5 protein-coding genes are annotated in these 7265 nt (G+C 75.8%); 3 read left to right on the top strand and 2 right to left on the bottom strand.

Going from position 1 to position 7265, the window contains the following annotated elements; genetic code table 11:
* Window positions 1–214: 214 nt before the first annotated feature.
* On the top strand, window positions 215–1513 hold the full coding sequence (locus ACFXA3_RS22965; protein ID WP_385189468.1) for a DUF6986 family protein: 1299 nt from the start codon (window positions 215–217) through the stop codon (window positions 1511–1513).
* Window positions 1514–1570: 57 nt separating this feature from the next.
* Here the strand turns inward: ACFXA3_RS22965 and ACFXA3_RS22960 are convergent, their stop codons facing one another.
* Entirely contained in the window at window positions 1571–4210 is a 2640-nt protein-coding gene (locus ACFXA3_RS22960; RefSeq protein WP_385189466.1) for a hypothetical protein, read from the bottom strand.
* 199 nt (window positions 4211–4409) lie between these two features.
* Here ACFXA3_RS22960 and ACFXA3_RS22955 point away from each other — a divergent pair, with 199 nt between their 5' ends.
* The gene (locus ACFXA3_RS22955; RefSeq protein ID WP_385189463.1) at window positions 4410–4604 is read left to right on the top strand and encodes a hypothetical protein; all 195 of its coding nucleotides are present in this window, start codon (window positions 4410–4412) and stop codon (window positions 4602–4604) included.
* Window positions 4605–4643: 39 nt separating this feature from the next.
* Here the strand turns inward: ACFXA3_RS22955 and ACFXA3_RS22950 are convergent, their stop codons facing one another.
* Window positions 4644–5681, bottom strand: a complete 1038-nt coding sequence (locus tag ACFXA3_RS22950; RefSeq protein WP_385189461.1) for a LacI family DNA-binding transcriptional regulator — start codon at window positions 5679–5681, stop codon at window positions 4644–4646.
* Window positions 5682–5830: 149 nt separating this feature from the next.
* Here ACFXA3_RS22950 and ACFXA3_RS22945 point away from each other — a divergent pair, with 149 nt between their 5' ends.
* Window positions 5831–6871 (top strand): NUDIX domain-containing protein, encoded by a 1041-nt coding sequence (locus ACFXA3_RS22945; RefSeq protein WP_385189459.1) that lies wholly within the window; start codon window positions 5831–5833, stop codon window positions 6869–6871.
* Window positions 6872–7265: the final 394 nt, after the last annotated feature.

Below are 7265 nucleotides of genomic sequence, written 5' to 3'. Positions count from 1 at the left end.
CCCCAACTCCTCGGTGCCCCCCGCGCGTCTGCGGGGGCACCCCCGCCCCCCTGGGCTTACCATTGGTGGTTCCTGTGGCGGGGGGGCGGGGCCGCCCCCCCCCCCCCCCCCCCCCGAGCTGTTTCCTGCAACCATTGACTAGACAAAGACCCCTCACTAAATTCTGCTATGCGGATCTAAGCTTCCGTGAAGCGGAAAAAGAGGAGAGTGCACGATGGGTCAGCAGGAGAAGGTGGCGACGAGCCTCGCAGGCGCGGTCAGCGAGGGCATCAGCGCCTCCCTCGCGCCGGTGGACGCGGAGCTCGCGCGCCACTACCCGGGCGACCCCGGCACCCGCCAGCCCATCCACACGGTCTACGTCCCCGGCGACGTCTTCGCCGCCGGCACCATCCGCTCCTGGGGAGACCAGGCCCTCGCGGCCCTCGACGAGCACGCCCCGGACGCCGCCACCTTCGCCAAGGTCCTCGGCATCTCCGACGAACTCGCCGGGCCCGTCTTCGACCGGGTCCGGGCCAAGCTCCTGCGCGAGCCCGTCGAGGACCTGCGCGTCGACTTCGAGGACGGCTTCGGCGTCCGCTCCGACGAGGAGGAGGACCAGGCGGCCGCCCGCGCCGCCCGCCTCGTCTCGGAGGCCTTCGCCAACGGCACGAACGCCCCGTACATGGGCATCCGCATGAAGTGCATGGAGTCCAACGTCCGCGACCGCGGCATCCGCACCACCGACGTCTTCCTGTCCGGGCTGCTGGAGCACGGCGGCCTGCCCGACGGGCTGGTCCTCACCCTCCCCAAGGTCACGTACGCGGAGCAGGTCGACGCCTTCGTGAAGCTGCTGGAGGCCTTCGAGAGCACCCGCGGCCTGCGGCCGGGCCGGATCGGCTTCGAGATCCAGATCGAGACCAGCCAGTCGATCCTCGCCTCCGACGGCACCGCCACCGTCGCCCGGATGATCGAGGCCGCCAAGGGCCGCGCCACCGGCCTGCACTACGGCACCTTCGACTACAGCGCCTGCGTCGGCGTCTCCGCCGCCTACCAGTCCAGCGACCACCCGGCCGCCGATCACGCCAAGGCGATCATGCAGGTCGCGGCCGCCGGCACCGGCGTACGCGTCTCCGACGGCTCGACCAACGTCAAGCCGGTCGGCACCACCGAGCAGGTCCACGAGGCCTGGAAGCTGCACTACGGCCTCACCCGCCGGGCCCTGGCCCGCGCCTACTACCAGGGCTGGGACATGCACCCCGCCCACCTCCCGACCCGTTACGCGGCGGTGTTCACCTTCTACCGCGAGGGCCTCGAAGCCGCCGCCGCGCGGCTCAAGGCGTACGTCGCGAAGATCGAGGGCGACGTGATGGACGAGCCCGCCACGGCCAAGGCGCTGGCCGGCTACCTGGTCCGCGGCCTGGACTGCGGCGCCGTCGGCACGGACGAGGTCACCGCGCTGACCGGCCTGACCCGTGCCGAACTCGACGCCTTCGCGATCCCGCGCCGCTCGGCGACGCTGACGGCGACCGCCTGACCGCCCCACCGCACGGGAGGCCCGGCCCGGGCACACCCGGCCGGGCCTCACGGCGTCCTACAGCGGGCCGATCACCCAGCGGTTCAGGGTTCCGTCCCGGCCCGCCGAGACGAGCAGGCTCCCGTCGGGGGAGAAGGCCACGGCGTTGACACCGTCGCGGTGACCGGTGAGCGGATCGCCGACGCTCCGGCCGGTCCCGGGGTCCCACAGCCGCACCGTGCCGTCCTCGCCGGCCGAGGCCAGCAGCCGCCCGTCCGGCGCGAACGCCACGTCGTACACCGCCGAGGCATGGCCGGCCGGCGGTGTGCCTCCGACGCGCCGGTCGCCGGTCGGGGCCCACAGCCGTACGGCGCCGTCGTCGCCCGCCATGGCCAGCAGGGCCCCGTCCGGCGAGAACGCCGCCGACCACACGGCGCCCCCGTGTCCCCCGGGCACCGTGCCGAGCAGCAGCCGCGCCCCGGTGTCCCACAGCCGCACCCGGCCGTCCGCGCCGGAGCCGGCCAGGAGTTGCCCGTCCGGGGCGAACGCGAGCGCGGCGGCCTCGCCGCTGCCGGCGTGGAGGGGTTCGCCGGAACGCGTGCCGGTGACCGGGTCCCAGAGCTCCAGGGTGCCGTCCGCGCCCACCGTGGCGAGCAGCCGTCCGTCGGGGGAGAACGCGAGCCGTTGCAGCCGGGCGCGGTGCCCGGTCGGCAGCTCTCGGACGGTCGCGCCGGTCGCCGGATCGTGCAGGGACACGGTCCGGTCGGCGGCTGCCGTGGCGAGCACGCTCCCGTCGGGGGAGAACGCCAGGCACGAGGGGACGACGACGCGCCCGGCCGGCTGCGCGCCGAGGGGCCGCAGCGTGACCGGGTCCCACATCCGGACCGAGCACGCGGCGGTCGTCGCCGCGATGCGACGGCCGTCGGGGGAGAACGCCACCCGTACGAGGGCGGCCTCGGCCTGCACGGGCGGCAGCCGGACCGGCTGCCGTTCCCGCAGCGCGACGGCGACCGCCTCGGCCGCCAGCGGCGTCGGGCGGGAGGCACCGGCGGCCCGCTCGTACACCAGGACCGTCTCGTCGTAGGACGCGGTGGCCAGCAGCCGGCCGGACACCGAGAAGGCGATGTCCTCGATGCCGCCGGTGTGGTCGGTCAGCGGCGGTCCGACGGGCAGGCCGGTGGCCGTGTCCCACAGGTGTAGGGCCCAGGGGGTGCCGGTGGCGAGCAGCCTGCCGTCGGGGGAGAAGGCCAGGGCACCGACCGGCCCGGCGGGGCAGGGGAGGGCCAGCGCCTCGCGGCCGCCGGCCGCCGCGTGCACGGCCACCAGGCCGTTGCGGTAGCCGAGGGCGAGCAGCAGCCCGTCGGGGGAGAGGGCGACCGCCTCCGGAGCGCCGGCCTCGGTGGTGCGGGGCGCGCCGGCGACGCCCGCTCCGAGCAGGTCCCAGACCCGCGAGCTGCGGGCGGCCGCGAGGAGGCGTCCGTCGCGGGTGAAGGTCACCGCGTCGATGGGGTCCTCGGCGCCGCCGCGCATGACGAGGACCGGGCGGTGGCCGACGGAGAGGTCACAGAGCCGGACGGAGCCGCCGAGTTCGAGGGTGGCGGCCGTGTCGCCCGTCGGCGCGCAGGTGATGCCGGTGATCGGGGCGCCCTGGCCGAAGAGCGGCGGGCCGTCGGGGCGGCCGGTCGCGGGATCGATGCGGTGGAGCAGGGAAGGGTCCCTGGAGTCCGTCGCCAGCAGCCGGCCCTCGGGCGTGAACGCGAGGGGATGCGTCGCGGTGAAGGGCGTGATGGTGGCGAGGCCCGTCGTGGTGTCCCACAGCCGGACCGAGTCGCCGCCGGCGGAGGCCAGCAGCCGGCCGTCGGGCGAGAACCGCACTTCCCGGACCGGGGCCAGGTGCCCGGCGAGGCGGTGCCGCAGGGCGTACGGGGCGGGCCCGGCGGCCGGTGCGGACGCCGGGCCGCGGCCCGCTCCGGGAGCCGGGCCGTACCCGGTTCCGGAGGCCGGCCCGGGAGCCGCGTCAGGGGCCGGTCCGGCAGGCGATCCGGGAACGGGCCCGGGATGCCGTTCCGGGGCCGCCGGCTGCGCCGTGGGCCGGGATGCGGGTTCGGGATGCCAGGGTGTTCGGGCCTGTTCGGCGGAACCGGCGGAACCCGCGGGGGCGTGCGTACCGACGGGGTCGTCCCACCAGATGGCGGCGCGAGGACCGGTGGCCTCGCCGGCTCCGGCTCCGGCTCCGGCTCCGGCTCCGGTTCCGGCCCCGGCAGGGGTGCGGGGCCCGGCGGCCCGTTCCCCCGGCGCCTCCCGGACCGCGTCCGCGTCCACGGGAGCGGCCTGCGCGGGGCCGGCTGCGCGGGCCGCTCGGGCACGCGCGTACACGGGAGGCCGGAGCGCGGCCAGTTCCTGCCAGCGCCGCCGCCAGACGGCGAGTTCGGGGGCGGTGTGCGAGGGCACGGCGGCCGGGTGGCCGTACTCGTCGTACGACAGCAGGATCCGGACCAGGGCCATGAACGTGTCCGCGCGGACGAGCCGTTTGCCGTTGAAGACGTCGCTCTGGGTGGCCACCGGCAGCCGGATCCCGCTGATCGAACCGGCCGCGCGGGCTTCCAGTTCGCGGTACGAAGGCCGGCCGCGCTCGATCCGCAACCGCGTCAGATCGCCTGCGAGCGCGGCGAGTCCCTCCTCGAACGTGCCGCCCGGTCGCGGCTCACTGTCCCCCATGTCCCCCCTCGGCCATGCGTGGCCGCCCAGGTTAGGGCGTCGGGGGCGGAACGGTCCCGAACTTTCCCGAACGACCGGGAACAGGCACCGCGTTCCGCCGAACAACCGTGTCGTTCACGGGATTTCCGGGGCGATCGGCCCGGACCGGATCCGTTCCGTCCATGCCTGCCGGGCGCCCCGGCAGGGGTCTCATCGAACCATGACCACACCACCTGAGGCGCAGCAGCCGTTCCTGTCCCTGCACACCGCCGTCGTGCTCGTCATCGCCCTGCTCATCGGAGGCGTCGTCGGCGGGCTGAGCTTCATGGGCGGCGTCCCCGTCGCCCTGTCCGTCCTCGCCGGGCTCACCGCCGCCGGCGGGGCCGTGCCCGTACTGCGGGGGCTGATCCGCTGACCGCCCGGGCGGGGACGGCGGGCTCCGCTCCGGCGGGTCTCAGCCCGCCGGGGGGAGTTCGCCCGAGCCGCGGGGGATCAGGCGGGTCGGGAGTTCGAGCCGGGCCGGGGCGAGGGAGGCGCCCGCGAGCCGTTGGAAGAGGCGGTCCGTGGCCACCCGGCCCAGGGCCGCCGCGTCCTGGGCGACCACCGTCACCCCGGGCCGCAGCAGGTCGGCCAGTTCGAAGTCGTCGAAGCCCACCAGGGCCACCGGCAGCGGGTGCTCGGCCAGGACCCGCACCACCGTCACCGTCACCCGGTTGTTCCCCGCGAAGACCGCCGTGACGGGGTCGGGGCCCGTCAGCATGGCCCGGGCCGCCTCCGCGACGCGCTCCGGGGACGTCGAGCCGAGGGAGAGCCACGGCTGCGCCACCGGCAGTCCGGCGTCCGCCATCGCCGCGCGGTAGCCCCGCAGCCGCTCGGTCGCCGTGTGGATGCGCGGGTGGTCCCCGATGAACCCGATCCGGCGGTGGCCTCCCGCGATCAGGTGCGCCACCCCCGCGCGGGCCCCGCCGAAGCTGTCCGACAGCACCACGTCCGCGTCGATCCGGCCCGCCGGGCGGTCCACGAACACCGTCGCCACACCCGCCCGGATCTCCGGCTCCAGGTAGCGGTGGTCGTCCCCGGCCGGGATCACGATGAGCCCGTCCACGCGGCGCGCGCACAGCGCCAGCGCCAACTCCCGCTCCCGGTCCGGGTCCTCGGCGCTGGACCCGTTGATGAGCAGCGCCCCGTGGGCCCGGGCCACTTCCTCCACCGCCCGGTTCAGCGGCCCGTAGAAGGGGTCCGCGAGGTCTTCCAGGACCAGTCCCACGGTGGCCGTACGGCCCTTGCGCAGCACGCGCGCACTGTCGTTGCGGCGGAAGCCGAGCGCCTCGATGGCCTCCTGGACCCGCCGTACGGTGTCCGGGGTGACGCCCGTTTCGCCGTTCACCACCCGTGACACCGTCTTCAGGCCCACGCCCGCACGGGCCGCCACGTCCTTCATGGTCGGCCGGTTGCCGTAGCGGAGGTCGGACGGGCGGCGGGTCTGTGGCACGGGACGGAAACCTCCGGAGATGGCGGGACACAGGCGGGTACGGCTCTGACCTTGAGGATAAGCACTGGGCCGATGAGCGGGTTTCCGTGGCAGGGTGATGCGGGCAAGCCACTGGGGGCTCCGGACGAGCCATGGGGAGAGGGGTAGACGTGATTGTCTGGATCAACGGCACATTCGGTGCCGGGAAGACCAGCACGGCCCGCGAACTGACCGGGATCCTGCCGGACAGCACCCTGTACGACCCGGAGCTCGTGGGCGACTCGCTACGCCAACTGCTGCCGCGCAAACGCCTCGCGGAGGTCTCCGACTACCAGGACCTGCCGAGCTGGCGGCGCCTGGTGGTGGACACGGCCGCAGCGATGCTCGCGGAGCTGGGCGGGGTGCTGGTGGTGCCGATGACACTGCTGCGGCAGGAGTACCGGGACGAGATCTTCGGCGGGCTGGCAGCGCGCCGGATCCCGGTGCGGCACGTGCTGCTCGCCCCGGAAGAAACGATCCTGCGCGAGCGGATCGCGACGCGGGAGGAACCGGGGGACCCGGCGAACGTGGACGTGCGGGTGCGGCAGTGGGCGTACGACCACATCCCCGCGTACCGGCAGGCGCTGGCCGGCTGGCTCGGCGCGGACGCACACGTCATCGACAACGGGACCCTGAGCGTACGGGAGACGGCGCAGCGGATCGCCGAAGCCGTACGCACCGACGCGGCCCGTGTCTGCGACATCGTGCAGACACCGGAGCCGACGCGCGAGACCGTCGCGGCGGGGGTGCTGCTCTTCGACGACGAGGGCCGGGTGCTGCTGGTCGATCCGACGTACAAACCGGGCTGGGAGTTCCCCGGCGGGGTCGTCGAAGCGGGCGAGGCACCCGGGTCCGCGGGCGTCCGGGAGGTCGCGGAGGAACTGGGCCTGACCCTGGACGCCGTACCGGGGCTGCTGGTCGTCGACTGGGAGCCGCCGGTGCCGCCCGCGTACGGGGGGCTGCGGCTGCTGTTCGACGGGGGCCGCCTCCCGGCCACCGCAGCGGCCCGGCTCCGGCTGCCGGGGCCGGAGTTGCGGGCCTGGCGGTTCGTGACGGAGGAGGAGGCGGCGGGACTGCTGCCCGCGGTGCGGTACGAGCGGCTGCGCTGGGCGCTGCGGGCCCGCGAGCGCGGCCGCCCGCTGTACCTGGAGGCGGGCCGCCCCACGCCGTGACCCGGCGGGGCGGCGCCCCGTGCGGTGAGCCGGCGCCCGATGCCGTGGTCCGGCGTGCCGTGTTCCCGTGCCGTGATCCGGTGTTCCCGTGCCGTGCCGTGCCGTGCCGTGCGCCCCGTGCTGCGCCCCGTGCCGTGATCCGGTGTTCCCGTGCCGTGCGTCCCGTGACCGTGTTCCGGCGGCTCGTGTCGTGATCCGGCGCGGCGGCGTCTCCTGCCGTGCGGCTGCGGGGCCCGCGCCGCCGCCGTGGCCCCGGTCCGGCGCCCCCGGAGCTTGCCGTCCCGGCCGCCCCCCCCGCGGGGCGTCGCTGCGCGGCGGGGGGGCGGGGCGGGGGGGGGGGGGGCCGGGGGGGGGCGGCGCCCGCCCGGCGGCGCGGGGCCGGGGGCGCGGGCCG

Source organism: Streptomyces sp. NPDC059456 (assembly GCF_042750055.1).
GTDB lineage: Bacteria > Actinomycetota > Actinomycetes > Streptomycetales > Streptomycetaceae > Streptomyces.
The sequence above is the reverse complement of the archived record's forward strand: the minus strand, read 5'-3'. Positions and strand labels throughout refer to the sequence as shown.

Coding starts and splice junctions, on each gene's coding strand:
- ACFXA3_RS22965 (WP_385189468.1), top strand. CDS start 215: ATGGGTCAGCAGGAGAAGGTGGCGACGAGCCTCGCAGGCGCGGTCAGC.
- ACFXA3_RS22960 (WP_385189466.1), bottom strand. CDS start 4,210: ATGGGGGACAGTGAGCCGCGACCGGGCGGCACGTTCGAGGAGGGACTC.
- ACFXA3_RS22955 (WP_385189463.1), top strand. CDS start 4,410: ATGACCACACCACCTGAGGCGCAGCAGCCGTTCCTGTCCCTGCACACC.